25 protein-coding genes and 5 pseudogenes are annotated in these 26675 nt (G+C 59.1%); 22 read left to right on the top strand and 8 right to left on the bottom strand.

Features of this window, described 5'->3' with window-relative positions:
* The 4 genes and pseudogenes from IVA79_RS04345 to IVA79_RS04330 form a co-directional block, all read left to right on the top strand.
* Window positions 1-242, top strand: a 242-nt coding sequence (locus tag IVA79_RS04345) for a transposase domain-containing protein (protein WP_247550643.1), incomplete at its 5' end; no start/stop codon positions are given.
* Window positions 243-364: 122 nt separating this feature from the next.
* Entirely contained in the window at window positions 365-532 is a 168-nt protein-coding gene (locus IVA79_RS04340) for a hypothetical protein (protein WP_247550641.1), read from the top strand.
* A 154-nt stretch (window positions 533-686) separates the two neighbouring features.
* Window positions 687-933, top strand: a pseudogene (locus tag IVA79_RS04335) (hypothetical protein); the annotation flags it as partial.
* A 435-nt stretch (window positions 934-1368) separates the two neighbouring features.
* Complete coding sequence (locus tag IVA79_RS04330) at window positions 1369-1668, top strand: IS110 family transposase (RefSeq protein WP_247550639.1); 300 nt, start codon at window positions 1369-1371, stop codon at window positions 1666-1668.
* A 273-nt stretch (window positions 1669-1941) separates the two neighbouring features.
* Here IVA79_RS04330 and IVA79_RS04325 read toward each other — a convergent pair.
* Both IVA79_RS04325 and IVA79_RS04320 read right to left on the bottom strand, forming a co-directional pair.
* A pseudogene (locus IVA79_RS04325) lies at window positions 1942-2148 on the bottom strand (IS3 family transposase); the annotation flags it as partial.
* Window positions 2149-2513: 365 nt separating this feature from the next.
* A complete protein-coding gene (locus IVA79_RS04320; RefSeq protein ID WP_247550638.1) occupies window positions 2514-4403 on the bottom strand; it encodes an HrpF/NolX family T3SS translocon protein in 1890 nt (629 codons plus the stop codon).
* A 611-nt stretch (window positions 4404-5014) separates the two neighbouring features.
* Between IVA79_RS04320 and IVA79_RS04315 the strand changes: the two genes are divergently transcribed.
* The 6 genes from IVA79_RS04315 (at window position 5015) to sctV (ending at window position 9722) form a co-directional block, all read left to right on the top strand.
* Window positions 5015-5200 (top strand): hypothetical protein, encoded by a 186-nt coding sequence (locus tag IVA79_RS04315; protein WP_247550636.1) that lies wholly within the window; start codon window positions 5015-5017, stop codon window positions 5198-5200.
* A 67-nt stretch (window positions 5201-5267) separates the two neighbouring features.
* The gene (locus IVA79_RS04310; RefSeq protein ID WP_247550634.1) at window positions 5268-5552 is read left to right on the top strand and encodes a hypothetical protein; all 285 of its coding nucleotides are present in this window, start codon (window positions 5268-5270) and stop codon (window positions 5550-5552) included.
* A gap of 129 nt (window positions 5553-5681) precedes the next feature.
* Entirely contained in the window at window positions 5682-6572 is an 891-nt protein-coding gene (locus IVA79_RS04305; protein ID WP_247550633.1) for an FHA domain-containing protein, read from the top strand.
* 36 nt (window positions 6573-6608) lie between these two features.
* Complete coding sequence (locus tag IVA79_RS04300) at window positions 6609-7145, top strand: hypothetical protein (RefSeq protein ID WP_247550631.1); 537 nt, start codon at window positions 6609-6611, stop codon at window positions 7143-7145.
* A 2-nt stretch (window positions 7146-7147) separates the two neighbouring features.
* Window positions 7148-7591: a histidine kinase gene (locus IVA79_RS04295; RefSeq protein WP_247550629.1), complete on the top strand. Its 444-nt coding sequence runs from the start codon at window positions 7148-7150 to the stop codon at window positions 7589-7591.
* Window positions 7572-9722 (top strand): type III secretion system export apparatus subunit SctV, encoded by a 2151-nt coding sequence (sctV, locus tag IVA79_RS04290; RefSeq protein WP_247550627.1) that lies wholly within the window; start codon window positions 7572-7574, stop codon window positions 9720-9722. The genes IVA79_RS04295 and sctV overlap by 20 nt, the downstream gene beginning before the upstream one ends.
* A gap of 1293 nt (window positions 9723-11015) precedes the next feature.
* Here the strand turns inward: sctV and IVA79_RS04285 are convergent.
* The gene (locus tag IVA79_RS04285) at window positions 11016-13412 is read right to left on the bottom strand and encodes an NEL-type E3 ubiquitin ligase domain-containing protein (RefSeq protein ID WP_247550625.1); all 2397 of its coding nucleotides are present in this window, start codon (window positions 13410-13412) and stop codon (window positions 11016-11018) included.
* A gap of 160 nt (window positions 13413-13572) precedes the next feature.
* Here IVA79_RS04285 and IVA79_RS04280 point away from each other — a divergent pair, with 160 nt between their 5' ends.
* Window positions 13573-13848, top strand: coding sequence for a transposase (locus IVA79_RS04280; protein WP_247494258.1), 276 nt, complete (start codon window positions 13573-13575; stop codon window positions 13846-13848).
* A 550-nt stretch (window positions 13849-14398) separates the two neighbouring features.
* On the opposite strand, the pseudogene IVA79_RS04275 reads toward IVA79_RS04280, so the two are convergent.
* The 4 genes and pseudogenes from IVA79_RS04275 to IVA79_RS04260 form a co-directional block, all read right to left on the bottom strand.
* Window positions 14399-15142, bottom strand: a pseudogene (locus tag IVA79_RS04275) (ATP-binding protein).
* An 821-nt stretch (window positions 15143-15963) separates the two neighbouring features.
* Window positions 15964-16091, bottom strand: a pseudogene (locus IVA79_RS04270) (transposase); the annotation flags it as partial.
* 47 nt (window positions 16092-16138) lie between these two features.
* Window positions 16139-16424, bottom strand: a pseudogene (locus tag IVA79_RS04265) (transposase); the annotation flags it as partial.
* Window positions 16425-16681: 257 nt separating this feature from the next.
* On the bottom strand, window positions 16682-17377 hold the full coding sequence (locus IVA79_RS04260; protein WP_247550623.1) for a nodulation protein NolW: 696 nt from the start codon (window positions 17375-17377) through the stop codon (window positions 16682-16684).
* A 185-nt stretch (window positions 17378-17562) separates the two neighbouring features.
* Here IVA79_RS04260 and IVA79_RS04255 point away from each other — a divergent pair, with 185 nt between their 5' ends.
* From IVA79_RS04255 to IVA79_RS04205, 11 genes are all read left to right on the top strand, one after another.
* The gene (locus IVA79_RS04255) at window positions 17563-18042 is read left to right on the top strand and encodes a nodulation protein NolB (RefSeq protein ID WP_247550621.1); all 480 of its coding nucleotides are present in this window, start codon (window positions 17563-17565) and stop codon (window positions 18040-18042) included.
* A 9-nt stretch (window positions 18043-18051) separates the two neighbouring features.
* Window positions 18052-18918: a type III secretion inner membrane ring lipoprotein SctJ gene (gene sctJ, locus IVA79_RS04250; RefSeq protein WP_247550619.1), complete on the top strand. Its 867-nt coding sequence runs from the start codon at window positions 18052-18054 to the stop codon at window positions 18916-18918.
* 13 nt (window positions 18919-18931) lie between these two features.
* Window positions 18932-19564, top strand: a complete 633-nt coding sequence (locus IVA79_RS04245) for a nodulation protein NolU (protein ID WP_247550610.1) — start codon at window positions 18932-18934, stop codon at window positions 19562-19564.
* Window positions 19561-20181, top strand: a complete 621-nt coding sequence (gene sctL, locus IVA79_RS04240) for a type III secretion system stator protein SctL (protein WP_247550608.1) — start codon at window positions 19561-19563, stop codon at window positions 20179-20181. Before IVA79_RS04245 ends, sctL begins: the two co-directional genes overlap by 4 nt.
* 47 nt (window positions 20182-20228) lie before the next feature.
* Window positions 20229-21539, top strand: a complete 1311-nt coding sequence (sctN, locus tag IVA79_RS04235) for a type III secretion system ATPase SctN (RefSeq protein WP_247550645.1) — start codon at window positions 20229-20231, stop codon at window positions 21537-21539.
* Complete coding sequence (locus IVA79_RS04230; RefSeq protein WP_247550607.1) at window positions 21515-22048, top strand: hypothetical protein; 534 nt, start codon at window positions 21515-21517, stop codon at window positions 22046-22048. The genes sctN and IVA79_RS04230 overlap by 25 nt, the downstream gene beginning before the upstream one ends.
* A 203-nt stretch (window positions 22049-22251) precedes the next feature.
* Window positions 22252-23160: a type III secretion system cytoplasmic ring protein SctQ gene (gene sctQ / locus IVA79_RS04225; RefSeq protein WP_346658144.1), complete on the top strand. Its 909-nt coding sequence runs from the start codon at window positions 22252-22254 to the stop codon at window positions 23158-23160.
* Window positions 23153-23818, top strand: coding sequence for a type III secretion system export apparatus subunit SctR (gene sctR / locus IVA79_RS04220; RefSeq protein ID WP_247550603.1), 666 nt, complete (start codon window positions 23153-23155; stop codon window positions 23816-23818). The genes sctQ and sctR overlap by 8 nt, the downstream gene beginning before the upstream one ends.
* 2 nt (window positions 23819-23820) lie before the next feature.
* A complete protein-coding gene (locus IVA79_RS04215) occupies window positions 23821-24096 on the top strand; it encodes an EscS/YscS/HrcS family type III secretion system export apparatus protein (protein ID WP_247550602.1) in 276 nt (91 codons plus the stop codon).
* 12 nt (window positions 24097-24108) lie between these two features.
* Complete coding sequence (gene sctT, locus IVA79_RS04210) at window positions 24109-24930, top strand: type III secretion system export apparatus subunit SctT (RefSeq protein WP_247275801.1); 822 nt, start codon at window positions 24109-24111, stop codon at window positions 24928-24930.
* The gene (locus IVA79_RS04205) at window positions 24927-25964 is read left to right on the top strand and encodes an EscU/YscU/HrcU family type III secretion system export apparatus switch protein (RefSeq protein ID WP_247550600.1); all 1038 of its coding nucleotides are present in this window, start codon (window positions 24927-24929) and stop codon (window positions 25962-25964) included. The genes sctT and IVA79_RS04205 overlap by 4 nt, the downstream gene beginning before the upstream one ends.
* A gap of 43 nt (window positions 25965-26007) precedes the next feature.
* On the opposite strand, the gene IVA79_RS04200 is transcribed toward IVA79_RS04205, so the two are convergent.
* Window positions 26008-26670, bottom strand: coding sequence for a CpaD family pilus assembly lipoprotein (locus IVA79_RS04200; RefSeq protein WP_247550598.1), 663 nt, complete (start codon window positions 26668-26670; stop codon window positions 26008-26010).
* Window positions 26671-26675 lie beyond the last annotated feature (5 nt).

Below are 26675 nucleotides of genomic sequence, written 5' to 3'. Positions count from 1 at the left end.
CGGCTCGACGAACTCTTGCCCTGGAATTGGCGCGACCGGAACAAGCAAGCCAATCAGGCTGCCTGAGTGACCGCTGCGCGGTCCTCACCGGATGCTTACACGACGTCGATCCCAAGGCCTGGCTCGCCGACGTCCTCGCCCGTATCGCCAATCTTCCCGCGTCGCGCCTGCACGAACTGCTGCCCTGGGAATGGAAGCTCCTGCGCCAAGCCGACAAGCCCGCCGATCAGCAGGCTGCCTGACCTTCACGCAACGCCATCATAGAGCCCGGCGCGCCCGCGCGCATGCGACAATCAGGCGGTCTTCGTCGTATGCGTACAACGCAGCTCTTGTGCTCGCCGAAGCACTCTCGCGGAAGCCGCGCATGCTCGTGGCGATCGCCTTCGCGACCAAGATGGCTCGGACGATTTGGGCCATGGCCAATCGGAAGGTGGATTATCCGGAACCCAGCGCAGGCAGTGACGGCATCATGACGAATGCGGCACGAAAGAGCCTGATGTTGGTGAAGGGTGCGAGCAGGCGACGACCCTAATGGGCGGAACGATCGAACCGATCTGGATCAGGAAAACCAGTTAGAGCCGAAGAGCCGAGGTGCTCGGAGATGAGAATTGGACTTGATCCGCGGATCACCATACCGGCCAGCGGCTTCTGAGGACGCCGTAAAGGAAGGCCTGACAGAAGACCGCATCGTCCACACGCCGAACGGGTCAGAAACTTCTTGCATCACGGGCAGCAACGACAGAAGGCTCTACACGAAGTACCGTCAGCCCGCCAGTGACCGCCGCCAAGGCGTCGTTTAGTCCGTCAACCGCATATCGGACCGAGAACAACCCCGCCTACCATCGCAGAAGAAGGGTGGGCGCGGCCGTCGCCGGCCGGACCGGTTGGCCGATGTGTTTTGAGTCAGAAGTGGTGCCGATGCTCGAGGCAGCCCGATATCGCCGATGCGCAGTGGCTGCAGCGGCTCCATTCGTTTGGGCTGTCGCGAGCCAGCTTTCGGCCCAAAGGACAGATTGCGGAGCTGCGATCCTACGTGCGCCAGCGCGAGCGTCTGATTGGGTACGCGGCCTCCCACATCAAGCATATGCACAAGGCCTTGACGGAGTTAAATCTTCAACTCCACCAGGTCTCGCCGACATCACCGGCGCCACCGGCTGCGCCTGATCCGCGCGATCCTTGCCGGCGAGCGCGATCCTGAGGCGCTGGCGTGCTTGCGCCATTACAGTTGCCACGCTAGTGCGGAGACGATCGTGAAGGCGCTCACCGGAGGCTATCGCGCCGAGCGTCTGTTTGCGCTCGAGCAGGCACTTGCGCTTTAGGACGCCTACCACGAGAAAGCATCTGTCTGCGACGCCCCGGATCGAAGCCGTGTTGAAGGCGCGTCGGAATCGAACCGATCAGGCGAACGCTCTAGCTTACGAACGTCCGCGTGGCGCTGTTCCGTTGGTCGGAAAGGACATCACCACGCTCGACGGCCTCGGTCCTTACCTCTCGCTGAAGCTGATCGCTGAATGGGGCGACGACCTCTCCTCGTGGCGAAGTGCAAAGCATTGTACCTCTTGGCTGGGACTGGCGCCGAACAACAAGGTCTCCGGCGGCAGAATGCTCTCGTCCGAACCCGCGGATCCGGCGGTAGGGCGGCGGCACTTCTGCGCCTTGCTGCCGTGACCGTGGGCCGTACAGACACCGCGCTCGGCAGCTTTTACAGGCGACTTTCATCGCGCATCGGCAAGGCCAGGGCAGTGACCGCCACGGCCCGCAAGATCGCAGTTCTGTTCTACAACGCTTTGCGATACGGACGGACTATGTCGATCCAAGGGCCTCGTCCTACGAGACGCGTTACCCAACGCGAGTGGTCAACAATTCGCATGGGCGTGCCAAGGCATTGGCCTTTGTTCTCCAACCCTTGGAGCCGCAAGTCGGTGCTCCCGTTTCTTAGGAATCATTCTCCAGCGTCAACTCCCCGCTCTTGGCATTTAGTGACTTCACATCGACCGCGGGCGCAACCGTCGCCGAGCTCCCCGCGCCGAACACGTCAGAAGCCCAGGCCTCAAGCTGAGCTTTCCAGGCCGTCACCGGATGGGGTGGACGTCGAAGTGCTCGGCCAATTGGCCTGTCGTCCGATCGGTTGACGGCGGCAAGCGCCACCTTCGCCTTGAAAGCCGGGCTGTGGTTCTGCGCGGTTCGTCTGTTCTTGGTCTCTCCTGTTCGCGGCCATCATCGCCGCTTTCAGGCAGAAACTCCAGTTATCGACCTGTTCAAAATTTGCGGAGCCGGCTCTCAGAAGAGTGGCGCCAGGTGCTTGGGGTGCGCCTCGAGTGCAGCGCGCGTTCTTCCGCCGCCGCTTGCCGAGCGGCGGCTTTCTGATGACGTGGCACATACCGAGTTTCTCGAGGCCGTACTGTCGAGCGGCGCAGAAGTTGCACCCGTCAATGAAAAGGTAGATACGAGTCCGCACCTTACCCGCAACTGGCCTTTCAGGCCACCTTCTGAGACGACGCCGGCGTTGCGACCTAACTCGGAACGCCTGCGGCTTGCATGGGCTCGGTAAGGCGTGCCTTCAGGTCGTCCAAATGGTCCTCGGCATAGGACTGCACTTTCGAGATCGCCGTATCGAGGCCGAACTGCACGGTCTGTTCGAGCATCTCCTTTGCGAGGCCCTCGCGCAGCGCGAATTTGACCTCGGGCCCAGCGACAAAGCTAATGGCCTGCCCCGCAAGATTAAGGCCAGCCTCTTTCAGGGCCTGTTTCATATCACCCCCGCTAATGCCCGTATGCAGAAGGCTCAATGCTTGCGACTCGAGCTCGAGCACCATCGATACGCCATCGGCCAACTCGCCCAGTCCCGGAATGACGCCGAGCAGGCCTACTGCCGTGGCCTCCCAGTCGAGCACCTTCGAGCCAACCTTGGCTACGTCATCGACCGCATGCATGAGGACCCCGCCATTCTTCTTCGGAGACGCGACATCGGGTTGGTCGGATACCCCCATCACCATATCTGTGACTGCATTTTGTTCAGCGGCGGTCTTGGGGACATGGGTCTTGATCTGCTGAACGGTATGGTTCGCAGGTGACATGTTGCTATAGAAGTGCCTGAAGTCGTTTTTGCTGATATTACCAGAGTCGACCGTATGCCCGCCGCCTAAGTCGAAGAACTCCTGATGGGTTTTGTAGCCCGTAATCGAATTGTTTAGCAAACGGAACAAGAGCGGGTCCGAGAGCAGTTGCGATGCCGCTTCTCGTATCTTCGGGTCGAGAGTCTTGTCATCCACCATACTCGCCAACTTGTGTCGTGTCATGTCGCCGTCCCCGAAGAAGGCATTCTGATTCTTGTTGATCGTGTCGAGCGTGTTCAGCTCGCTTTGCGTGGAATTCATCGACGACGAGGCGACTTGCAAGAAGTCTTCCTTGTGGATTTTATCAGTCGCACCACCGCACAACTGCTTCCAGGCGTCCGGGTGATCGAGGAAGTGTTGAGCCGCCGCGATCAGCTGAGGCGGACACTTACCGATGTCGGCGTTGCCGTCGACGATCCGCTTGAAATCGTCAAGGCTCAAACTCTTGGGCAGGTAGTCAGAATACTTGTAAAACTCGCGCAATGCATCATTCAAGGTCATGACCGACGCTTGTCCATTCGAGGTGCCGTCGGATGGAATATAGTTCTGCTCGTAGCTATGCGCTTGCTGCTCCTGGAATGTAGCAACCTGCGAATGGCTGGCGGAAAACTCTGACAGATCCTTGGCCTTGATCTTGCCGCCGCAGCGGCCGTCCCCCTGGGAGCCAATCGCATAGAAGAGCTCTGGATCGCGTCGCAGTCCGTCGATCGCCTCCTTCAGATCCGGGGGCGTCGAGGGATCGCTGGCCTTGGCTGCCAGCGAGTCCCAGCTGAGTGGGCATTGGTCCTTGTGCCGGTTCAACACTGCCACGATCTGCAACTCGGCATTGGTCAGCGTGCCGCCGTCCCACGTGATCCTAGAGCTTGGCACCGGAGTGCTCGGAACGTCAGGGGATGGAGCAGCTGTCGCCGATGCGTCTGCACTAGGGGAGTCGACCGACGAGGAATCGACCGAGGAGGAATCGACCGGGGAAGAATCGACCGAGGAAGAAAGAAACGGATCCTTCATCACCGCCTCGATCGCCGCCTTCGCGTGCGCTGACAACTGGTCCAGCGGATCCTGCGGGATCTGTAGCTCTGATTGCAGCAGATCCGGCGGCGTGGAGGGAACGTCGGATTTCTCTTCCCGCGAGCAGAGGGACACCATTGCCTCGAACATCGAAGGTTCGCCTTGCCGAATCTGGCCGGGGGTCTGCGCGGATGATCCCAAGGCCGACGAAGCCCCCGGAACAAGCCCGAACTGAGCTGGATCTGCACTGGCGGGCAGCGAAACGCTGTTGAGCTGCATTAGGTTCATTCCATTCCATTGCGGTAAATACTTGGCGTCGGCGTCGTAAGATCGAGCTTTCATGTTAAGGGGGCGAGCTTTCGAGAAGCTGACGACTTTTAGACGGAGCAGGACGGGCCAAAGTCGGTCGTCTTAACATCCCGGAGAGGCGTCATCGTGCTCGTGAAACTCTGCGCAGGCACGAAGCTGCTCTGACGCTTTCGCAAAGCAGGTGCCTGCGGTCGTCAGTCCCGAGTGACGATCGCTGTGGAGCCACGAAACAACATCACCACCGATTCCCGCGGCAGCATTTCCAACTGCGCGCGGTTTTGCCTCTGACTTGCCATCACACCATTGCTGATCGACCAATGTGATGAGGTGCGTTGGGCAGGCGCCGCGATCTGGCGCTCGTCGTCATAATGTAGAGATTGAAAGTGGGGCCGAGAAATTCGCGCGGTGGCAGTCGCGGCATGTACCTGCGAATCCGCGCTCTCAGCTGGGTTGACGTTGACGATAGTGAGGTTGTTCTCATTCTCGTCAGCTTCTCGACAGCTAGTCCCGGTAGCGTAAGCAATGTGAATCGCTCGGTGGTGATACCACCGTTTTGGCGGAACTGAAGTGAGAGGCACCAGATGGCCGGGGCAATCGAAGGCGTGATCCATACCAATTCTGACAGTGGCAGCTCGCAGTCGGTAACTGATCGTCAGAAGTTCGAATCGGCTTTCGGTTCGGTTCTTGCCAACGTCGCGATGCAAGCGATGGAGCGAAACATGTCAAATCTTCGCGAAGCTATAGCTGAAACAGAAGAGGATACCTGACGCCGGTTCTTCGACGTCAGTGGAGTGTTGCCATTGATGGCGGCAAAAAAACGGAAGGTGAAGCGATATGACCAAAACAAGTTCTACTAGCACTTCTACTGGTGGTGCCCACGACACCCATGATAGCAAGGCAAATAACAAGACTGATAACAAGACTGATAGCAAGTCCGCGAGTCCCGGCGTCGGTAGCTCGGCGACCGATGACGTTGGTGGGACGGGTACTTTCGAGAAACTGATCGACGAATTGAAGGCGGTTAACAAGCAGGCCATGGTGCAGGACATACGGTTGCGTGCACTGACGACCGAGCTCTCGAGTGAGAGGAAGGCGGCCAGCGAGCGCGTCAACGGATAACGGTCAAAGGCGGGGCGAATCGTCGCTCCGCCTTTCCCGTCACATCGGGGTGATGTGAGTGGTGCGGCCTAGGAATGAGTCGTGCGACCAATCGCCCTGCCGTGCTCGTCATGGTTCGGAGAATTGTCCGTGAATGAGGCCGCCTCCTTACATTTCGAGGTACTGTCGGGACCTTATCTCGGGCTAAGCGGGAAGGCGGCTGCCGGAACGAGCCTTATCGGTAGCGGCCTCGACGCGGATATGGTTTTCGTCGAACAAGGGCTTGAGCCGCATCACCTACGTATCACCCTCGTTGGCAATTCAATCGAGCTTGAGGCTCTTGCAGCCGTAAGCACCCCAGAGGGCGAAGGGGATATTGCCGCAGGTGAACGTGTTGTTCTTTTTCTTCCCGCCGTCATTAGTGCGGGCGCCATGTCTATTCGCTGGTCGATGCAGAATGCAGTTGAGGCTCGGTCGATCAGCCTCTCGCGCGTTTGGATCTCAGCTCTCGCCCTCGTGCTCCTCAGCTTTCTTGGTGTAGGCAGTCTCTCAACCATTTTCTTCAAAGCCACCGGAAGTGCACCGACCGGCATTGCGCCGGCTGCCGCAGAGCTTGCACCCAAGCTGGGCACGAACCGGCCTGACGATCGGGGAGCTCAGGCTGCAGCCGAAGTGCTGAAACAGGAAATTGATAAGGCGGGCCTGCTCGATATCAGGGTTGGTTCGGGGCCGGGTTTTGTTAGCGCTGAGGGAAAAGTCACGCCTGCAACCGTTGCGAAATGGCAGGAGCTCCAGCAATGGTTCGATGGTCGTACATACGGTGCGGTCACACTGGTGAACGGAGTGATCGTCAAGGAGGAAAAGCAGCCATCCTTAATCGCGATCGAAGCTGTTTCGCGCGGATCCCAGCCCTATCTGCTTGTCGGTGGGCAGAAGTATTTCGTCGGCGCTCTCTTGGCCGAGGGATGGGCGGTCACTCGAATCGAGGATGGGCGTGTGCTGCTAAGCCGCAACGGCCGCGTTGTTGCCGTTCCGTATTAGGCTTTCCTGGCCCGAAGGAAGGATAAGGAGATCGTCATGTCAAAGGTTTCCCGCTACGATGTCGGGCCTGGCGCTGCTTCGCAGAGACTCAGCGAGGACCATCATGAACCAGTGATAGGGCCGACCATCCGACCCAATAAAGGTGAGGCGGACGGTGCTCGTGCAAATGGCGAGAAGGAGCGTGCGTCGATCTGGGACGAGCTGAACACGCCTTATATGTCGCTGGATGTAGCGATCGAAGCCGCATCGGAGGCCAAAGATATTGATGCAGTCTGGCGTGTCAGTCTCAACGAGATGCGCACTCGCATTTGTGAGATCGAGCAGCCCGCTGGGGTGGGATCGCTCTACGGGCGCGATATCGCGCACGATCTACTCTCCTTCGTCACTCCAAGCCTACGTCATCCGGACATGCTGCGGGCAGAGCGGTATAGCATTGTTCTGGAACGTCTCGTCCATAAACTGGCGGCCGCGCCTGCGGATTCGATGGCGGGGGACGGTATCGTCGTCCTCCGGCAGGGGCTGCACTGGCTAGCGCTGCTCCGCCAGAATCGGAATAGCTTGATCGAAGCCTAACAATGTTCAACTCCGATGGAGCGCAACGGACGACCAGCGTTTCCGAATCCGATAACGTCTCACTGAGTTCCGGGCAGGAGCGCGATTTGCTCTGTACACTTTCCTATCTTCATCTTGCATGTGGGCAGAGCGCAGAATGCGTGGCTCTCTTGCGACTCATCGTCGGCAACGACTCGCGAGATGTCGATCTATTACGGATTCTCGCCTATGCCCTCATCTTGGAAGGCCTCGGAGGTGAGGCGTTGCAGGTCCTAGATAGACTAAACGCACTTGATGACGAACCCTCGGCGCGTATCTCTTTGATGCTGTTGCGTAGCCACGCCCTGCGGCGGGCCGGCCTCATAGACGAGGCGCTCGCCGCTTTCCAACGCTATGTCTCGTTGCGTGAGAGCACTGGCCTGATCAATCAACGATCGGAAAGTCCCCATGACCAGCGTCCTGCGTAAGATCATTGCGCGCGCGTCGGCCAGCTCCGATTTGATGGTCGCGTTGATGCTGCTTCTGACGGTCGGCATGATGATCATGCCGATCCCTATAGTGGCGATTGATACGCTCGTCGGCTTCAATCTGGGCTTGGCCATATTGCTGCTGATGGTCGCTCTCTATATTAGCACTCCACTTGATTTCTCGTCCTTGCCGAGCGTCATTCTGATTTCCACGGTATTCCGTCTGGCGCTCACCGTCTCAACGACGCGGCTGATCTTGGCTGAGGGGGATGCGGGCAGCATCATTCGCACCTTCGGTGATTTCGTCATATCGGGAAATATCGTCGTCGGCATTGTCATATTTTTAGTCGTGACCATGGTGCAGTTCATCGTCGTGGCCAAGGGGGCTGAACGCGTGGCCGAGGTGGCGGCGCGGTTCACGCTCGATGCTCTGCCAGGCAAGCAGATGGGAATCGATGCGGAATTGCGCAATGGCCATATCGATCAGAATGAAGCCCGCAGCCGGCGCGCTACATTGGAGAAAGAAAGTCAGCTTTACGGGGCTATGGATGGCGCCATGAAATTCGTGAAGGGCGACGCCATCGCAGGATTGGTGGTTATCTGCGTCAACATGCTGGGCGGGATCACCATCGGCCTGCTCTCCAAGGGAATGTCTTTCCAGGCGGCGCTGCATCAATATACCCTGCTGACCATAGGTGATGCGTTAATCTCACAAATTCCCTCGCTGCTGCTCTCGATTACAGCTGCGACAATCATCACTCGAGTAAATGGGGTTGTAAGGCTCAATCTTGGGACCGACATCGTTAACCAGCTCACAGCAAACTCGCACGCATTGCGGCTGTCTGCCGGCGTCCTGGTTGTAATGGGGGCTATTCCGGGTTTTCCACTCCCTGTCTTTCTCGTCTTGGCTGCAGTCTTTGCGGCAGCGAGCTTTGCCGACGGTGCGACCCAAAGCGGCAAGAAAAGCGCTGATATCTCTCGCCCGGCTCCCACACAGTCTAACAAGGATATCGTGCCTGCGGAGGCGCTTCCCATCGCATTGTTCCTTGCGTCAAGTCTGACACGGGCGATCGACAAAGAAGAATTGCAACAGCACATTGCACGCGTTTCGGGACTGATCTCGTCTGATCTCGGCATCACAATTCCGCGCATCCCCATCGAGGTCGACGAGCGCTTGCCAGACTTGGAGTACAGGGTGGATGTCGAGGGCGTGCCCGTCGAGCAGGAGTTAATTGATCCAACGCAGCTCGCACTCCACGACGATCCGGCCAACATTGAATTGAGTGGCATCCCGTTTCGGCATGACCGGGAGACGGATCAAATCTGGATTGAACAGAGCAATGCACCGGCTCTCAAAGCAGCCGGCATCGGGCACCACCGTCCCATTGAAATCCTGGCCTTGCGCGTCCATTCGGCGTTGACCCGCTATGCACAGTGCTTGGTGGGTATCCAGGAGACGCGCCAGTTGCTGGCTCGCATGGAGACGGAATATTCCGATCTGGTCAAGGAGGTGTTGCGTACGACGCCGATCCCTAAAGTAGCCGACGTCTTGCGGCGCCTCCTGGAGGAGGGTATTCCGATCCGGAACACACGGCTGGTCTTGGAAGCATTGGCCGAATGGAGCGGACGTGAACAAAACGTCGTCTTGCTCACGGAACATGTTCGCTCCGGTCTGAGACGGCAAATCTGCCACCGGTATGCCAACACACACCGCGTCGTTCCGGTCTTTATCATCGAACGTCAAACCGAGGATATCGTGCGCAGCGCGGTTCGAGAGACTGCCAAAGGACCCTACCTGGTTTTGAGCGACGGGCAAAGCGAGGCGCTGCTCTCAAAAATGCGTCAGATCCATTCGAACGTAGTGCGGGGGCAGATCCGGCCCGTTATCCTTGCTTCGATGGATATACGACGCTTTGTCCGCGGCTTTCTCACCCGTAATGGGATCGATCTTGCTGTTCTATCCTATCAGGACCTTGCCTCGGACTTCACAATCCAGCCTGTTGGATCCATTACACTCGCAGCTGCAAAGGACGACGACGCGCCGTCCGAGGAACTCAGCAACACGTTCCTTGCCGCCGATTCACAGGCGCAGCAGTCAATCCAAGAAGGACCGCATGAATTCACCTCGTAAGGCAGTGCGGTGGCGCTTGGGTTCATTCTGTTTGCTTTCGTGCTCGGCTCTCTTCGCTACTCTAGGGCTCTGCAGTTGCGCTAGCTGGGATAGACCAGCTCTTCAAATGCAAGAGCCGCCGGCGCCAAAGTTGCTCGGCGCCAAAGACATCGATCCAGCTATGCGCGAACGCATTGAGTGCGCGATCGGCCGGACTCCTGACCAGGAGCTTTGCGCGACGCGTTGAAGCAAAACAGCTCGGAAGATCAATGCAGCGGATCGGTCTTGCGTGTCGATGCGAAAGCGCCTCGCATTGAGTGCTCGCCAACGTCTGCCTGGACCTGCGATTTATATGCGCTCAAGACTAAATGCGTTAACTCGACAACGTGGGACGCTTGGTGAGCCACAACGGCAATACAAGCAATGGCGACAGCGCAGCGTATTCCGATTGCGCGGACCAAATCACGTTGTCCGCAACGATCGGTGCACGATATCGCGCAATGCAAGCACCCGCCCGCTGCGCTGGCGTGCCGCCCTACAGAAATGACGCATAGCTAATAGTATCGGACGTACTGGCTCTGTTGTCTCGATTACCAACTAGGTGAGCAGGTCCTTTTTGGGAACCCCCCGTGGGTGCTAAGTGCGGCAGGGAACTGCTGGGGCATAAGAGAAATGTGATACAGTTTGATTTTGCGACGCGCCTCTCTTGCGCTAGCCCCGTTGCGTGCGGCAAGCGTGGTGCTTGGAAAAGGGGTGTCGAAACCCGCTCGTAAGATCCCTGTGTTCGTCTCCTGGCTTGCTCCGGGCAGGAAGTCTCACGCACGCTTTACCCGGCATAGCACTCAGCGTGAACTCCAAATTGATCGGCTGATTGGGGTTTTCCTGCATACGCCATGACCGATACCAGATGTGATGCAGGGATTTGCCGCATCGTTATGGCCCCGAGCGGCTCGGCACCCGCTGGGCTCGTCAGGAGGTACAAAGGAAATTCCGAACGCCTATGCGATGAGCCAGTCGACCAGTCCTCGTCTCACCCCGGATGGAATAGCCTGATTGCCTGGCGGCAGATTACGTAAACAATGGCGGCAGTCGGTCGATGTTGCGAGAGGTGATGAAGCACCTGCGCCGCTGCCGGGCGCGCCCGCCGTGGCAATCGTTCGAAAAAGATCGAGCGCCGCCGTGCGGTTAGATCCTGCCGGCCGAGCACTACATTTTCACAGATGGTCCCTCCGCGCTGGCGTCTGAAGCCGACCATGACGCGCCGACGGCTGAGTGAAAACAGGATTGACAGCTCCTTGCAACGCGGTGGCCGCTTCACAGCTCAAGCTCATGGTCCGCGAGCACCTGACGCGTCAGCGCGCCCTTGATCTCGCGGACGATCTCATCGCGGATCTGCGCTCCGAACTGCCGCTCGGCATCGCTGTTCCCGATTAGCTCATGACCGGCGAGCCGTTGCTGGAGTCGGCTGTCGAACTCCTCCCCCATCGCCTCGAGGAGCCGATGCTGCATCTGTGCATGGCGTTCGGGTGCGATCCGGCTCAGCACCGTCTCCCAGGGTTGCCACCGAGTTGCCAGATAGTCGGCCAACCCCGTCTCCTCCTCGTCGCGCACCCGCATCTCAGCCGTGCTGAGGTCGTACTCAGTGACCCAGGAGACGCCGAAGAAGCGCATGTCCGGGGCGATGTGCCGTAACTCAAGCCGCTCGCGCAGCTTGACCTGATAGGCCAGATAGACTTCGATCTCATCGACAAAGCGGAGCGAGTTGACCTTCTCCCTTGCGATCTGCTCGAGCGCGTCCAGGCGGAACAGGACGCGGCCCTGCTGGACGAGATCGTCAAGCCGATTGTCATAGGCGCCATTCTCGACTTCAGCGTTCAAGCGTGCGGTCTGCATGCCGTTCCAGGTTAAAGTGATGCGATCCTCGCAGCTCTCGCTCGCTTCGAAAGCCAGCTGAAAGTACTGCTGGCGCAATTGCGGCCTGGTCGCCGCCTGCCGCAGATCCTCAATCACGGCCTGCCGGAACTGGGGATTGCCAGAATTTACGGTGTCCCGCAGCCTGTCGAGGAAGCGCGCGTATTCCGGCGCACCCGCCTCGTCAGCGAAGTTCTGCCAGGCGGCCAGAACCTCCGGCTCCCCCTCGACCCAGTCGGCCACAGCCTGCGCCAGCGGCCGCTCATGATTCACCGCCGGTTCCCGGCCCATTGAGAAGAAGACCCGAGGGCCGGTATAGCCTCGCGCATTCAGGGCCATCGCCAGATTCGTCTGCACCCGCTCGGGCAGCGGATTATCCTCCAGATAAACCATACACCCAGAATCTAGCTGCGTTAGCAGGGTCTCCGGCAGGCTGGCTAACCGGTTGTCTCGCACCTCGAGCACCTGAAGCTCGGCCGGGAGGGTCTCGGGCAAGCTGGTCAGCCTGTTGCCGCCGGCATGAAACCTCTGGAGCTCAGGCGGGAGCGTCTCGGGCAGGCTAGTCAGTCGGTTGTCACGGACGAAGAGCAACTGGAGCTCGGCGGGGAGGCTGTCGGGCAGGCGGGTCAGCCAGTTGCCGTCGGCTTCGAGCTCTAGGAGTTCGGGCGGTAGAGTGTCGGGCAGGCTGGTCAGCCTGTTGCCGCCGACCTCAAGTAACTGAAGTCCGGTCGGAAGGGTCTCCGGCAGGCTGGTCAGCCGGTTACTGCGAACATCGAGTTGCTGGAGCTCGGCCGGCAGGGTTTCAGGCAGGCTGGCCAACCGGTTGCTGGCGACGGCGAGTGTCTGAAGGCCATCCGGAAGTGTTACGGGCAGGCTGGTTAGCTCATTGCTGCCGATGGCGAGTAACTGAAGTGCCGCCGGCAAGGTCTCAGGCAGGCTTGTCATGCGATTGCCGCGGGCGTCGAGCGTCCGGAGTTCGGCCGGTAGGTTGTGGGGTAGGTGCATCAACTCGTTTTCGCTGACGTCGAGCGTCCGGAGATCGGGCGGAAAGGCGGGGGGCAAGGTCGTTAGGCACAGGTATGGTAGCTCCAGCCGTGCATAGACGTCGCCGGCCTCTCCCCAGGCTTTGATTCGTCTTACCGCCTCTTGCCGGTCCTCGTCTTCTGTCTGCTCCTCCTCGCCAGCCCAACTGTTCAGGATTTCATCAAGCTGCGATTGCTGGAGGACGGGGCCTTCAACGTTCGTCGGACCGCCAGCGGCGGGGGAGACCCGCCCGTCGCTCAATGCTTGGACCCACTGCGCCTCTGCCGGGGCTAACCAGTGCCCTTCTTCTGAAGTATTGCCATCGCCGAGCCATGGCCGTGGTTCGAGGAACGATCCCCCGTGATGTTGCTCCCAAGGAACAGTGGAGGTCGTTGGCCAATCATCATCGGCGTTCGCCCACGAATACTCCTGCTGGTCGACACTAAGCGTCGGCAAGTGGACCGCTGAATCCAGGCCGTGCCAAACGTCCGTCGGACTGAAACTGCCGGCTGGCAACTGGCCACCAGATTCGGTGGGCGGATTCCACGTCGATCGCGAGATGCCTTCCCCGTGGTCCAACCAGTCCGCATCCCTGTTCGACACATTATAAGGGTCGCCGCGACGATTTGCATTGCGGGGCGGGCGCTCGCGCAGGTGCAACTCGTTTAGGTGCTGCTGAAACCCCGCTTGGTCAACTGGGAGCTGTTGCAGCTCGTCGTAGTCCGTCCGGGCGAAATCCGGAGGCTCGAATTGGCCGAGATTGTGGAACGGATCCATCGGATTCTCCTTTGGCAGATCCAACAGCTAACGCCGGGCCCAGATCGACACCTTCTGCCTAGGAGGCTTAGCTTTCGAGAAGCTGACGGTGCGCAGCTACGCGAACCTCCTCCGAATGAGTGGACACCTGTAGTAGGCTCAGAGAGCCAGGACGCGTCGAATGGAAGTACGTCAACGTCGATTGTTTACCGAGGAGTACAAGCGACAGGCGGCTAAGCTTCTTGTGTCGAGTGGCCGATCGATCAGAACCGTTGGCAAGGAACTCGGTCTGCGCGGTTCGGTGTTGCGGCGCTGCGTTGAGAAGCTCCGGCAGGAGCCGGCATCGGCGACGCGGCGCCACAGCACGCAGACGGCGCCGATGTCGGCGGACCAGGCTCCCGAGATCGCCCGTTTGCCGAGGAGAACGAGCGGATGCCCATCGAGCGGGACATTCTAAAAAGTCGATCGCGATCTTTGCCGGAACGCGGACACGAGCTTCCGCTTCATCGAGGACCATCGCGATACCTGCCCGGCGGCTGATGTGCGCCGCGGTCGAGGTCTCGCGGGCCGGCTATTACGCCTGGCGCGAGCGTCCGGACAGAGCACGCACGACCACCAATGCTGCGCTCTTGACTGACATTCGAGTTCATCAGGACAGCGGCGCGCGGGGACGGCAACCCACGGGTCCATGCCGCGCTGGGGGCACAGGGACTTGGCGCCAGCCGTGGCCGGATCGAATGCCTAACGCATCGGCACGGCATCGGCGCCATCATGGCCCGGCCGCACCGCGTTGCCGACAGCCGTCATGGCCTGCCGATCGCGCCAAACCTCATCGATCGCAACTTTAGGGCCGCAGCAGCGAACCGGATCTGGCTCGCCGACATCACTTACATTCGACTGCAGATGGCTGCTGTACCTGGCGGAGATCATGGACATCTGTCAACGGCAGCGAACTTTCCGTGAGAATGTCCAGATTTCCCTGGGTGACGGCGATTGTGGTTCGGGGATCAGCCGCTATCGGAATCGTCGTTGGTCCTTCCAGGCGGACGGCCGCGGCGCTTGGGCTGCGGCAGGTTGGCAAGCGGACGTTTTCCGGGACGAGAGCGGCGTGCTGGCGGAGCCGATAGCTCGATCCCTCGATTTTGATAACAATTGTGTGGTGAAGCAGTCGATCAAGCAATTGCTGTGGCCGGTTCGAAGTGAGGATCACCGCGCCCTTGTCATAGCGGGCGTTCACCAACTGGAAGACAGATTGCCGCCGCCCGGTACGACCTGGAGGTAACCGATCTCGTCGACGACAAGCAGGGAGGCGCGGGCGAGGAACCGCAGGTGCTCGCGCAAAGTGGTGATGACGATGTCCGCGAGCGTGGCGAACGCGACGCTCTTTCCCGCCTTCACGGCCTCGACCGCGAGTGCCGTCGCGAGATGGCTCTTGCCGGTGTCGCAAGCAGATGAATTTCAATTCGGCAAGCTCCAGAATGCGATTGCGATCGAGCGAGGGCTGGAATGCGAAGTCGAAGCCAGCGAGGGTTTTGACGGTGGTCAGGCGAGACATTCTCAGCGCGGTGCTGACACGGCGACTGTCGCGCACCGTCAGCTCCTCGATAAGCGTGATCGAGCGCCTCAATCCAGGTGACCTCACCCTCTTTCAATTCGCCGCAGGTGGTGTCCAGCATTCTGAGCGCACGTGGCATCTTGAGTGCGACTAGGCCTTTCCTGACGTTGTCGGTCGCTGCCGGCTGCGCGTGCATGGTTATGGCCGGCCTTCCGATTGGGGGAGCCGTTTGCGACACCTTGGTAAAACCCCAGCGACCGGCTTGGCATGTGATCGCCGGCCCGATCGACGAGGGCTTCGGATACGCCAGGTCGCGACCTGGACCGGTTGACCGCCTGTCGATGCTCGGGCGCGACGCGAGTTCGCCGGCGGCCTTCTCCAGAACGGGATGGACGGCAACGATTGCGCCTTGATCGAGAATGGGATTACATCGGGCAATTGCTGCACCTCGACAATGCGCCGCGTATGGTCGGGTATGCTGTAATAGTTCCCACTGATCCACACGAGCCCGTCGTGGCTGACACGGGTCTCGATCGGCATTGGACTGGGACTCCGGATCGGCATCCAAAAGGGGCTCTGACTCATATGTGGAACGGCCCGGGCTGCAAGATCTTTCTCTGGTTGAACAAGGGACGACGGTGCGGTCATATGTTCGACCTGTAAACGCGGCGCCTGGCCGCGGGCCACGATGATATCCGCGGAAGCAATCGCCCAATCAATTTCTCGCGCTCGAAGCGCAGTGAGTCAGGCGGTCTGATTGCTACCGGGAATGTCGTCATTCGGGGTCCATCCAGATTTGCACCTTGCCTCCTTGGCAGCTTTCTTCTTCCGCCGGAGAGTTCTTAAGATTAGGTTTTCAGCATTGCAGGCGGCGCATGATAGATGCCGCCTCTGACCAGCAAGCCCCAGATGGTGCGCGCAAGTTATTGGCGAACGCCACCGCTATGAGCTTGACGGCCGTCTTTGCAGCATGATCCGAATCCAGAGCGGGACTTTCAAGCCTCGCTTGCCAAGCTTGATGATTGAGGTCGCACCAAGGATCAAGAGCGTCCGTAGTTGCCGATTTCCACGCTTTGATACCGCCCCGAGCCTTCTTTCCCGCCGCTCGACTGTGCCCTCGGTGTTAACCCCGTCCAAGCCGCAAAATGTGGTGCAGTCGCAAAACCGCGAGCATTCAAGACTGATGTCCGAACGCCAGCGCCGCTACCAGTGCCTTCTCCGAGCGCTGATAGCGTTGAAGCTCGGTCGAGAACCGCCCCTGACGGTCCTGCGGCACCTTCACCCCGGGTGATCAGCGAGCGGGTATAGTAGCCGGAGCGATAGCCCAGCCGCGCCTCGCCGCGCCCAGCGCCTCCGCCATCGCGGCTTCGATAGCTTCCTGCACCGCACCCGGGATCAGGGGTTTCAGGATCCCTGTCCGACGCAATAAGCTGTTTGACGGCAGAGCCATCCGTCCTAATCTTCGTCACGGTCGTGATGGTCCTTGCTCCGCTATGGGCGGTGATCTTCGCAAATACCGGATTTACTGTGACCGCTTCAGCCGCTCAGGTTTTGCAGAACCTCCCGCACACTACCACCGGACATCCGGAGACTGGTGGACAAGGTGGCGCAGCGGCAATTCTCGTGTTCTGGAGCCGATTTACGACACGCACGTCTCGCCGTGCTTGTGCGGCGTCTGACCGGACGATCGGTCCAGGCTCCTTGCACAACCCGCGTAACGGCTGATTGAGCTGTATCATCTTGGGCCCGGCCCTTGCGCAGGCAAGGCACCCTCCTGGCGCGGCATGTCTGAAGAGTACGGGCCTTCAGTTCGCCCATCCCGAACGATCGTCGCTGAGGTGCCGCGATATAACATCAGCACAGATTCCCGGGACGGCATCTCGACGGAGCGAGGTCGCGCCTGCGCCTCCGCCACAAGACCATTGAGCGTCTGATCCACGAGTGCGATGAAGCGTGGTGGACCGGACGCAAGGACTAGGCCATTTCCCGGAGCCGATCTCATGATGTAGCGTTCGTCGGAAATGGCGAGCGCATCGAGGGTTGCCTTGAGCGCGTCGCAGCTGATTGAAGTTAGGACAAGCAGACGAGTTTGCGCTTCCTTTGCGGTAGAGACGTAAAGCACGAGCCCATCGTAATACCATTGAAGATTGTAGAGTTGAGTCAGATGATCAAGGAAGTCGCGCGGTGGCAGGTCCGGCATGTGCCCGCGAATCCGACCCTTCACCTCGGCGCTGATGGTGACTTTAATATTGAGGTTGTTGCCGAATTCCTGCAGCGCGGCAGAAAGCTCCTGATCCAGAACCGTATACCGATAAGGGGTCGAGGGCAGCGACAGGGGAGCGCCGCGCGCGATCTGTGTTCCGCCGGAAACGAAAACGGCGACACACAGAACTCCGTTCAAAACGTGCGGGATTATGGATCGGATGAGCATTCATGGTTCTCGTTGACTTAAACTAACAGGAGTACGTTCGGTACGTGAACGCGAAACGTGATCTTTAGATGGCGATGTGCGTGCGAACTCGTCAGCTTGTCGTCAGCTGGCCTGTCTAGGACATTGAGCCGCTAATCGGCTTGAACGGCTGGTCGTATCACATCTCGATGAGAGCGAGTCTTTCCATGATGATGTCAGGCGCTGCGCCGATCTCTCACAATCTAGAAGGCCTGTCCAAGGCCTGTTCGGCAACAGCGGTCGACGAGCAGGTCCAGTTTCAGCAGAGCCTCTTGCAAGCGGCTTCGGTTCCAGACCTTGCGCCTCCAGTAACGGGAGCGGCGCCCGTTCCGCCGATATCCGAGGTATCGCGTGCAACAACACAGGCGAGCCCGCTGGGCGATCGCATCCTCCAGAACCTTTCTGCGATGTATCCGGTCAATGCAGTTCCAAAAGGTGCGGAGACCGGGTCGACGTCGGAGCCCCTATTGCTGCAGCCGGGCAAAGCGGGAGCGGGTGTGCCGGGCGCCCCCAGTGGCGCAGGTGACTTCGAGGCGATGTTGGCGAATCTGAAGGATGTTTCTGACAGCGTCATCCAGGTAACACTCATTTCAAATGGCATCGGTAGCCTCGGTTCATCTCTGAATAAGCTGATATCAGCGGGCTGAGTGGGGCGAATGATTGGTTTAATCGATCGCGAAAGCGGTCAGGCGCGCCCATTCCGCAAGCGGCTTCAACTTCTGGCTCTGCTGCCGCTCCTGCTTGCCCTGGTGGGTTGCAAAGCCGATCTCTACACGAAAGTTCAGGAACGTGAGGCCAATGAAATGCTTGCGGTCCTCCTCAAGAACGGGGTCGATGCGCTCCGCGTTGCTGCTAAGGACGGGACTATCACGATCCAGGTCGAGCAGACTCAGATTGCTTCCGCAATCGACCTGCTGAATGGCGAAGGGTTGCCGCGCCACGCTTTCAAGAGTCTAGGGGAAGTGTTCAGCGCGGCGGGTCTGATTGCTTCGCCAATCGAGGAGCGCGCCCGTTACGTCTATGCGCTGAGCGAGGAATTATCTCGCACGATCAGTGATATCGATGGTGTCCTCTCGGCGCGCGTCCACGTTGTTCTGCCAAAGAACGACCTGTTGCGACGTGACACCACGCCATCTTCTGCGTCGGTTTTCATCCGACATGACTCGAGGGCAAATCTCTCAATCTTGCTGCCGCAGATTAAAATGCTCGTCGCCAACAGCATCGAGGGCTTATCCTATGACAAGGTGGCTGTTGTTTTCGTCTCAGTCGAGCGGCCCACACTAGAGCCGCGACCGGCGGCTGCGGCTGGTTTCGCCCAAGCATCTGGAGTCATTTCGACGCCATTGGTTGCGGTTGGCATGGGTCTCGGCGGGTCTGTATTCGGCGTGCTGTCCTGCGTCTTGCTGAGCGCTCGTGGGCGCCAGCGCAGGCAATCATCTCAGAAAGTTAGCGCTGTTGGTGGGCGCTCGCCTGTCTCTGCTATGGACATGATTCGCAAAGCGATTAAGCCTAATGCGGCGTAGTGTGGTGTCCGACATGACGAGACCGAATCCGTCTGCCGAGCGGCAGGATCCGCTGAAACTAGCCTCTGTAGGTATCCGTAAGCTTGCTGCCACGATTCATCCGACCCGCCTTGCCGCGCGACTTGACGCTAACCTCTCGTCCGCGACGTTGGTGCGACTGCAGAAGAGTCCTAGGCTGCAGATAAGACTGCAAGCGTTGCTGCTTGAAGATGAAATGGGCTTGAACGGAAGTGACTTCGGGCCAGACCTTCTCCTCGGGCATGATCCGAGCAGGGCTGCCCTGCTCGCCGGCGGCATTTGGCATGCCCGTTCGCTGACAAGGCTGATTTCAAAGCATGATGTCGCCGTTCTGGTCGAGCACGTCGGCACCGAGGTGCAGGCTTTCGGGATCCGACATGCAGCGCATGCGGTTTCGACCAGATTAATTGCTGATCCTCAAGAACTCGCAATAGGGATTGAAGACGATGGACATGCCTGCCTCGGCGCTTGGCTCGATGAAGCGTCAGCGCTTGATTGCCGCCGCGTGCTTTTACGCCTAGCTGTCGGAACGGCCGCCGACAATCCGGGGACTGAACACCGCGATGCCGCGGGCCAATTGTTTTCACCGGTGTTGGCCCATTTGGCGAGGGAGGCCCCAGCGGGATGACAGCCGACGAAACTGCGCCGCCCGTCGCTCCGCACATCCGCCCGCTTGGGCCACTCATAGCGGCGAGGGATCTCGAGATTTGGCAGAGCGCCCTCGAGGCGCGTGCCGTGGCCGAGCGAAATCTGAAGCGCGTTCGCGGCTGGACACGCAGAGCTTATCAGAAGGAGCGTGCGCGCGGCCATGCCGAGGGGGTGAGGGCCGGCGCCGAGGAAATGGCACAGCTGGTGGCACAGGCTGCCTCGGAAGTGGCACGACGAAAGGCCGTTTTGGAGCAGGAACTGTCAGCGCTCGTGATGGACATCGTAACTAATCTACTGGGCGATTTCGATCCCGGCGAGATGTTGGTGAGGACGGTTCGTCACACGATTTCGCACAGATATGGCGGGGCAAAACTGTCCCTTCATGCGTCCCCCATGGATGTTGATGCGCTTACGCGCGAATTTGCTGCCTGTGACGGACGGGAGGACCGGCCGACGGTCCGAATTATTCCGGACCCGGCGCTGTCAGCGAACGAATGCGTGCTGTGGAGCGAATTTGGCAATATCCATCTCGGACTTGACGCGCAGCTCCGCGCACTGCGTTTGGGCTTTGGTTTAGATCATGAGGCAGACGAATAGTGACGGCGCCGAGACCAGACCATAGCTGTCCTGATGGAGACGGGACTCTGCACGCAGCGCTGGCGCGTCTGCGAACTACGGCAAGCCATGTGGACACGCGTGCCGTACGCGGGCGGATCACGCGGGCGCTCGGCACGTTAATCCATGCAGTTTTGCCGGATGCTCGTATTGGAGAAGTTTGTGTGCTCAAGGATCCGCGCACCGGATGGTCGCTTGAGGCCGAGGTGATCGGTCTCTTGCAGGACGGCGTGTTGCTGACGCCGATCGGTGACCTGCAAGGCATGTCCGGCCGCGCAGAAGTCGTTGCCACTGGCCGAATGCACGAAGTGCCGGTCGGCCCCAATTTGCTCGGGCGGGTGATCGACAGCTTCGGCCGTCCTCTCGATGGCAGGGGCGCAGTCAAAACCGTGGAGACGCGTCCGCTGCGCGGCAAAGCGCCAAATCCAATGACAAGGTGCATCATCGATCGCCCTCTCCCACTCGGTGTTCGCGCCTTGGATGGTCTTCTGACATGCGGCGAGGGCCAGCGCATCGGCATTTATGGAGAGCCTGGTGGCGGCAAGTCGACGTTACTGTCGCAGATCGTAAAAGGCGCGGTCGCTGACGTGACCGTGATTGCGCTGATAGGCGAGCGTGGACGCGAGGTGCGTGAATTCATCGAGCGGCATCTTGGGGAGACGGCCCTCCGCCGCACGGTCGTCGTCGTTGAGACCTCCGATCGCTCAGCGACGGAGCGGGCGCAATGTGCTTATACGGCAACCGCGCTCGCCGAATATTTTCGCGATCAAGGCCTGCGCGTCGTTCTGATGATGGATTCATTGACGCGATTTAGCCGCGCTATGCGCGAGATCGGGCTTGCTGCCGGTGAGCCACCGACCCGCCGGGGCTTTCCTCCCTCTGTCTTTGCAATGTTGCCAGGTTTGCTGGAGCGCGCTGGTATGAGTGAGCGTGGCTCAATCACGGCCTTCTATACCGTGCTTGTGGAAGGTGACGGCACGGGCGATCCAATCGCCGAGGAAACGCGTGGCATTCTCGATGGTCATATCGTTCTTTCACGCTCTCTCGCGGCGCGGGCGCATTTCCCCGCCATCGATGTACTGTCGAGCCGCAGCCGCGTCATGGATGCCGTCGTATCTGCACCGCATCGCAAGGCAGCATCCCTCTTCCGTGATCTTATCTCCCGTCATGCAGAGGCCGAATTTTTGATCAAGGTTGGTGAATACAAGCAAGGCAGCGATCCGCTGACGGACCGAGCTGTCGCTTCGATCGATGATCTGCGCGAGTTTTTACGCCAAGGTGAAAACGATGCGTCCACTTTTGAGGAAACCGTCACATGGATGTGCCATCTGACCGCATGAGTTGCATACACGTTTCGAGCTTGCGGCAAGTAAAGGATATGCGCGAGCGTAGTGCTCGTAGTGAGTTGTCCAATATGGAAGCCAAGCTTCATATCGCGACCTCGGCCGCGGAGCACGCATGGCAGGAACTTGCAGTTGCTGAAAAGCATCATACAGAGGCCCAGGCGGAGGTTTACCAACAGTTGATGTCGGCCGGTACCGTGTCCGTCGTTGAACTCGATCATTGCCAGCTCACCCTTGAGAGGCTCGCGATCGAGATCACCTCGAAACGCCGCACACTTGAGGAGGCGCGTATCGCTCAAAAGCAGGCCGAGACAGCCGCATCCGAGAGGCGTGCGCACTGGGCGAAGCGTTCCGCAGCGACTCATAAATGGCGACAAATCGAGACCGACGTCCGGCGTGCGGCCGATACCCATTCGGAAGTAACAGCCGAGCTAGAGGCCGATGATGAAGTCTTGCTTCGCCATGGGAGGGGTTTGCCCATGCCGGTGGCGGGCGGTTCAATTTGATGACAGCTAGTCCAGTTGGGAAGCAAATGCGCTGCCCTGTACAGCTGCCTCCTGCAACTCGCGCGGACGCATACGCGAAGTACGAGCCAACCCAGCGTCTAACGCAGAGTCTCGTAACGTGGCTCAACAGAAACGTGCGGCCCTCCGCCTCTTTGCGGAGTAACCTTTGCGACAAGCCGCTGTCGGTGCGACTGGAACGACTTGTGTGGCAGGAGGAACCTCCGGCTCTGTCGATGCTCGATTGCGTTTGGGGCCTCGGCGATGATGAGCTCGTGTTGTCGATACCGCATGCGCTTGCCGAGGCCTTGATCTCGACAGTACAGAGTGGCCTAGCTTTACTTTCCGAGCCAAGTCGTTCGCTGGTTCTCGAACTTGCACTTGAACCGTTGCTCGCGCGCCTGGAGACTGAGACAGAGCAGCAACTGCGACTCCTTCATGTTGGAAAGGCCGAGAAGAACGGGCCTTATGTCGAATTTGACATCATCTACGGTCCGGTCAGGGACAAAGGTCGCCTATTTCTTTTCTCGCCTCTTGATGGACCGATACCGCCGGCGTTCCGTGCCTTAGGCGAGCTGCTCGGCCAATTGCCGCGACAGTTGTGTGAGGTCCCCGCACAGTTACCCGTTACAGTTGCAGGAGAGGTCGGCTCCCTCCGGGCGTCAGCCTCGCTTCTTCGCAAAACGCGTAAGGGCGACGCTTTGTTGCCGGATGTAATGCCATTCGCCCGTGGTCAGATCATCCTCACTGCGGGCCGGTTATGGACCGCGGCAGATGTCACTGGCAACCACCTGATCCTGCACGGACCGTTTCGCTTGCGGCCGCGCCCTCTGGAGTATGCGCATATGACGACACTACCCGGTTCACAGCAGCCGCCTTCGGAAGCCGATCTCGACGATATTGAGATTTCGCTTGTCTTTGAATGCGGCCGCTGGCCCATCACGCTCGGAGCCTTGAGAAGCATCAGCAAAGGATATGTATTCGAACTTGGCCGGCCGGTCGATGGCCCGGTCGATATCGTTGCAAACGGCGTACGTATCGGGAGTGGCGACATAGTACGTATTGGGGACGAGCTCGGCGTTAGACTGCGTGGCGGGTTAGCGGGCAATGACTAACATCGAACCAGCAATACTGCCGCTTCTTGCGGTCACGGCCGCGCTCGGCTTGTTGGTCTTCGCTGTCGTCACGACCACGGCGTTCGTAAAGGTATCTGTCGTTCTCTTCCTCGTTCGCAATGCGCTTGGAACCCAGTCGATTCCACCGAACATCGTTCTATACGGCGCGGCATTGATGCTCACCGCCTTCACGAGCGCCCCCGTCTTTGAGCAGAGCTACAATCGAGTCGCCGATCTGCAGCTCCGCTATCAAACGCTTGAGGATTGGGTAGCCGCTGCGAAAGTGGGGCAGGAGCCGCTGCGAGGCTATCTCAAGAACTTCACCAATGAAGAACAGCGAGGCTTCTTCCTGTCCTCGACCGAGCGTGTCTGGCCGGAAGAGATGCGCGGCACAGCCACAGCCGATGATTTTGTCATTCTCGTCCCATCTTTTCTAATCTCAGAACTCAAGCGTGCCTTCGAAATCGGGTTTTTGCTATACCTTCCGTTTATCACTATCGATCTGATCGTAACGACCATTCTGATGGCCATGGGCATGTCAATGGTGTCTCCGACAGTGATCTCAGTTCCTTTCAAGCTGTTTCTATTCGTGGCGATTGACGGCTGGTCGCGGCTTATGCACGGGCTAGTGCTGAGCTATACAACACCTGGAGGGTGAGCATGGATGAGGCCACTATTCTCCCTTATATGAGTCGATCACTGGTGCTTTTCATGACCTGGGTTCTGCCGCCGCTCATTGCAGCGGCGGTCGCCGAAACCGTCATCGGCATCATCCAGGCGGCAACGCAGATCCAGGATCAGACATTGCCACTGACTGTGAAGCTTTTGGTCATTGTTGGGATTATAGCTTTGTTTGCTCCGGTGCTGAGCGCCCCGCTCATCGAACAAGCCAAGCAGATCTTCACTGATTTTCCCGCGCTCACGACGGGCTACTAGCAGCCGCCCGTCATGTATGATCTGTCAACCACCAACACGCAAAGTCTCATCCAGGCAACCATCGAACTCGTCGTTGCTGCCGGCCTTGGTGCGGCCCGCCCCGTGGGCATTATGCTGGTGCTTCCGGTATTTACGCGTCCGCAGATCGGCGGCCTGATCCGCGGTTGCCTGGCCGTTGCACTCGAACTACCATACTTGGCGCACATCGCCGATGGCCTGAAGGAGCTAGATCCGGACACCCGTCTGCTCAAGATCCCGCTACTCGGTCTTAAGGAGACGTGTGTCGGCCTGCTGATCGGCGCCCTACTCAGTATTCCCCTCTGGAGTCTTCAGGCCGTCGGCGAGTTCATCGACACGCAACGGGGCATCAGCAGCGTAGTCACTCCCGCCGATCCCGCGACACGCAGTCAGGCTTCGGCGACGGGACTGCTTATCGGTACCACCGCGATCACGATCTTCGTCGTCACGGGGGGGCTGCAAACCATGATCAGCGGGCTTTACGGCAGCTATCTGGTTTGGCCGGCTTATCAGCTTGGACCCACGCTGAGCATGCAAGGGACACTGGAGTTGTGGGGCGTGCTCGACAGCATCATACGTACCGCCGTCCTGGTCTCTGGACCTGTGGTAGCGTTCCTCTTGCTGGCCGACATATCCGCGCTCCTGCTTGGGCGCTTTGCGCCGCAATTCAACCCGCGGGACCTATCGTTGACGATCAAGAATATAGGCTTTGCGATCGTCATGGTCACTTATACGATCTATCTCATCGAATACATGCAATCCGAAATCATACAGTCGAGCCGAGAGCTGGAGAGGCTTGAAAGGAAACTGAAGTGAGCGACACGAGCGAAGAGAAAACGCTCGCCCCCACTGAAAAGAAGCTAAGCGATTCGCGCAAGAAAGGCATGGTTCCGCATAGCACGGATCTAGTCAGGGCCCTCAGCGCTTGCGCCGGTCTCGGCTATCTCTGGATAGAAGCGAGTTCCATCTACGACAAATGTCGTGAAGCGCTCATGCTGACTGACAAGCTGCTTGATAAGTCGTTCAATATTGCGGTCGATCTTGCGCTCGGCGTCTTGCCCGAACTTGCACTGAGAATTGTTGGCCCGCTTCTTGGGAGTATGGTCATCTGCGCAATTCTGACGACGGTCCTGGCCAATGGTGGACTAGTGTTCTCCTCCGAGCCGATGAAGCCGAAATTCGAGAACATTGATCCCATCAACGGACTGAAGCGCATCGCCTCTTTGCGTTCGCTCATCGAGCTTGGGAAGAGCTTGTTCAAAGTCTTCTGCCTCGGCGCGATCTTTGTCCTCGTCGTTGTCGGCGCGTGGAAGACACTGGTCTATCTGCCGGTTTGCGGCACGGGCTGCTTCGAGTTCGTGTTCATTCAAGTGAAACTGTTGATCGGGATTGCAAGTGGTGCATTTCTGATCGGCGGATTGGTCGATCTCCTCGTCCAGCGCTGGTTGTTTTTGCGCGGCATGCGCATGACTAAGAGCGATATGAAGCGCGAGGACAAGGAGCAGCAAGGCAGTCCGGAGGTGAAACGCGAACACCGACGCCTTCGGCGGGAGCAGGCGAGCGAGTCTCCACTCGGCGTGCGTCGCGCGACATTGATCTTGACTGGGCGCGAGCTGCTGGTCGGGGTACGCTACATCCGTGGCGAAACGGGCGTCCCGGTCCTGGTTTGCCGCGGCGATGGGGAGGCGGCTTCACGGCTCTTTGATGAAGCGAGGCGCCTTCGTCTCAGTATCGTCGATGATCACGTCCTGGTCCGTGAGCTAATCTGCAACGCTAGCCTTGGCAATTCCATTCCTGTCCAGTATTTCGAGGCTGTCGCCAAAGCACTCTTTGCTACCGGCCAAGTCTAGTTCGTGTTGTGAAGGAGGTCGCATCGAACGACTGATGTTCTCGCTATCGAGACGGCTGCACGGTCTGGGTGCCGGCAGACGTGGGATCTGATGGCAGCTTGTTGTTAGCTATACCCAAATTGCTGTTATTGCCTGTCGCGAAGGTTTTGTATGTGGCAACGGGAATGGCCGCACGATTGCCATCACTCGGCACAAGGGCCTGATTGTCAATCAAGTCGCGCGGATCGTTGACCATGCCGGCCAAGTTGTACCGGATCGAGCAGCCAAGCGTCGGATCGAAAGAATTGTCGTTCACTGAAGGGCCGACGATCGCAATCGACGGACAAACGGGAGGGCGCGCCTCGTACGTAATCGCCTCGATTCGGGCGGCAGAGCCATCACGCCTATCGATGAATGGACCGTACAGGCGGATGTTGAGAGCGTCGACGCCCATTGCGCGGGCCTCAGCTGCTATCTGCGCCCCGAGCCGACGTGAGCCGACGATATTAAGATGCAGTGCGTCATACCGACCGCGACTGGTACTTGCTATGAAATAACGCAGACGCTGCCGTTCGGGCCCTCCAAGGGTCTGAAACAGTAAGACGTTCTTCTCCTGTTCAACCAGGATCGCTTGCGCGGTCGGCTCGAGGTAAGTCGGCGCGGTGCTAGCGCAGCCACCTAGACTGGCCGTCAGACCGATGAGGGGGCGCACGAATCGTAATCTCATTGGTC

Origin of the sequence: Bradyrhizobium sp. 138 (genome assembly GCF_023074075.1) — a bacterium.
Classification (GTDB): Bacteria; Pseudomonadota; Alphaproteobacteria; order Rhizobiales; family Xanthobacteraceae; genus Bradyrhizobium.
Note: the sequence above shows the minus strand (reverse complement) of the source record. Positions and strands in the feature narration are given on the sequence as shown.